The sequence below is a fragment of the Streptomyces palmae genome (assembly GCF_004684805.1).
In the GTDB taxonomy this organism is placed as follows: domain Bacteria; phylum Actinomycetota; class Actinomycetes; order Streptomycetales; family Streptomycetaceae; genus Streptomyces; species Streptomyces palmae.
The window spans coordinates 1-3,143 of the sequence record NZ_SRID01000552.1; the positions used below are offsets into that span (position 1 = coordinate 1).

The 3,143-nt window shown below is 70.3% G+C and carries 2 protein-coding genes and 1 pseudogene; all 3 read left to right on the top strand.

The window, feature by feature from the left end:
- Positions 1-730, top strand: a pseudogene (locus tag E4099_RS30745) (hypothetical protein); the annotation flags it as partial.
- A 4-nt stretch (positions 731-734) separates the two neighbouring features.
- Positions 735-1,232, top strand: a complete 498-nt coding sequence (locus tag E4099_RS30750) for a hypothetical protein (protein WP_135342384.1) — start codon at positions 735-737, stop codon at positions 1,230-1,232.
- A gap of 101 nt (positions 1,233-1,333) precedes the next feature.
- The coding region (locus tag E4099_RS30755) for an ATP-binding protein (RefSeq protein WP_135342385.1) at positions 1,334-3,143 on the top strand (1,810 nt) is incomplete at its 3' end.

Here is a 3,143-nt window from a genome sequence, read left to right on the forward strand (position 1 = left end):
GCCCCCCGCGGACGACCCGATCGCCGCCGAATCGGTCCCACTCCCGCCACCCGAGGTGGAGCCGGCCGCGGCCGACGGCGGGCTGCCGCCGGATTGGTGGAGACTGCCCGCCCAACCGGCCGGGGTGCCGGCGCCGCCCCCGCACCCGCCCGCCATGCCCGGCACCCCAGGCGATCCGGGCGCGCCCGACGCGATGGCCCCCGAGGCCGCCCCCGCGGGCCCGGACGCATACAGCCCGATGTCCGAGGGCGTACAGATCGCCCACGAGGTCGCCGTCACGATCGGCGAGGCGGTCGTGTCCCACCTCCCCGACGTCCACGGAGCAGCGGCGCAGCGCGGGCTGGACATCCGATGGATGCGCCTGAAGATCAACATCCCCGGTTTCGTGCTGGGGCTGATGGTGGTGTGGAGCGGGAACAGCCTGATCTCGGCAATGGCCCAAACCGTCAAGGAATCGGGGCCGTTCGGGCTGCTGGGGTGGCTGCTGGTGCCCGCGGTCATGGTCGGCCTGGTCATGGTCACACCGGTAGGTGGCTCGCTCGGGCGAGCCCTGATCGCGGCCCTCCAGCCGATCCTCGGTGGTATCGGCCGACTCCTGGCGCGCGGGTGGCACGTGCGGGGCGTCGGCTACGTACTGCGCGTAGCCGTGGCCATGGCCGTGTGGTCGCTGACCATCGCCATCCTCGCCGTCGTCGGCCGCGCACTCATCCATCTTTTGACAGGAGCATAAGCACGTGAATACGCCTGCCGCAGCCGCCGGCGGAATCGGTGGGGTCGCCCTCGGCTTGGTGATCCTCTTTTATCAAATCGGACGGTGGAAAGGTGGGGACCCCACCCCCAAAATCCATTTTTTCGCAGGAGTTGCCCTGGCCGCATTGTTGTTCCTCGGCGGTGGCATCCTCGGCGTGATGGGCGGCACCGCCGCCGCCCTCGGTGACGGGATTGGCACCTACGCCCTGGAAGCGGGGACCGGCGCCGCAGCAAAGGGCGACCACAAAACTCTCACCGGCGGTGAAAGGGTCGGTGTCTCCGGCGCCATCGCGGGACTGTGTCTCCTGGCGCTCTACATGGGGCTGGTCAAAAGCGGCCGAGCGGACCTGAAAGAGCCGGTACTACGCGGCTCGCTGGTCGGCGTCTTTCTCGGCGCCTCCGCCGGATTGGTGGGCATGGCCATGGGACTCATCCGCACATCCGGTAACACGGTGGGCGACGTACTTCTTGGCACATTCTGAGCAACGGGGGAAACGCTATGTCCGGCGGCACCATAGGGGCCGGCGTGCGCCATCTACGCGCCGAATGGGGTCGCTGGTGGCGCACTGAGGATCTGGAAGACGTGCACATCGCACACCGGATCTTGAACGACCAATACCGCATATGGCAGCGGATCAGGCAAAGAACCGCCGCCGAATTGCAGCAGAACATGACCCTGCTGAAACAACAGCAAAAACAGGCCGTCTACATGCAGATGCAGCGCATGCAGGCGCAAAAGCGCGGCGGCTACCGCGGCTACGGTTACGGCGGCTACGGGTTCGGCGGCGGCGGCGCGTCACCGATGATCAGCTACCGCATGATGCAGTGGGCGCAGCTCCAGGTGAAGATCGGGCAGGAGGAGTTCCAGCACACCGAGGTGACGGTGGGGATGCTGGCCGTCGGCCGGGGGCAGGTACGCGCCCACCGCCACCGCACCGCCGCGGCCGTACTCCTGGTGCTGTCGCTGCTGTGGGTGGGCCTGTGGGTCCTGTCCGTCGCCGCCGGCCTGGTGGTCACCGCGCTGGCCGCCGCCGTGTTCCTGGTGCTGGCGTGGGTGCAAGGCCGCCGCCCCACACGCCGCAGGCCACCGGTCCCCCGGTTGCTGTTCGTGCCACCGACCGCACCGGCCCACACCGATATGGATCCCGAGCCCGACCCCGCGCCCTTCGCGCTCCGGGAGGCCGGCAACAACCCCCGCCAGGCGCGGGAGGCCATGCGCCTGGCCCTCAAAAAGGAGGGCGCCCGCATCGCCGAGGTGCTGCCCCCCACCCAGACCACCTACGGATGGCGCATCCCGGTCGTCCTCGACTCCGGCACCCTCGCCCAATTCGCCACCAAGCTGCGCCCGCTGGCCACCACGCTGCGGGTGGGCGAGTCCCGCATCCTGGCGCGGCCGGCCGATCCGGAGGACGCCGCGCTCATCGATGTGGATGTCCTGCTCAAGGACCCGTTTGCCGACCCGCTGCCGTACCCGGACCGGGCGCCGGGCTCGTGCTCCATCCGCAACGCGGTCAGCACCGGCATCAGCATCGAGGGGGAGACCACCCCGGTCGTCCTCGCCGGACAGCACGTCATCATCGTGGGCGACACCGGCAGCGGGAAAACCGCGATGGTGCAGTGCCTGGCCGAGTACGTGACCGCCTGCGCGGATGCGGTGGTGGTCGACATCGACACCTACAAACGCGGCCTCAAAGCCCTCGCCCCCGCCGCGGCGTTGACCGCGCGCACCGACGAGGAGGCGGAGCAGGTCCTGGAGCACCTGCTGGAGCGGGCCCGCACCCGCATCGCGTCCATGCCCCCCACCCAAGACATGTGGGACCCGAGGCCGGACGCCCCGGCCATCGTGGTGTTCCTGGATGAGTACCCGCGGCTGAGCCCACGCGCCAAGCAGCTGGCGGTCGACCTGCTCCGCCTGGGCCGGGAGGCGCTGGTCTCGGTGGTCATCATCACTCAGGACGCCACCAGCGACGTGATGGGCGACGCCATCGCGGACGTGCCCGGCGTCCGCATCATGCTGCCCTGCCGCGCCGCGGACACCCCCCTGGTCGTGGGCCGGTCCGACGCGGTGTCGCAGGGGTGGCTGCCTCATCTCCTGATTCCCTCACCGGATCCGGACAACCCCGCCGACGCCGGCAGGTTCTACTGCATCACCCCGCGCCACCACCAGCCCGTGCTCCGCTACGTCACCCCCCTGGACCCCCAGGAGGCAGCACGCCGCACCGCAGAGCGCATAGCGGCCGGCCTGCCCCGCCTGGAGCCCATGATGGGCGCCGCGCCGTACACGCCATACATGCCGGCACCGGTAGCACCGCTGGCACCGCTGGCGCCGCCGGCCGCCGACTGGATGGCCCGACACCTGGGGAAGGTGATCGCCGACCGGGACGCCGTCGACC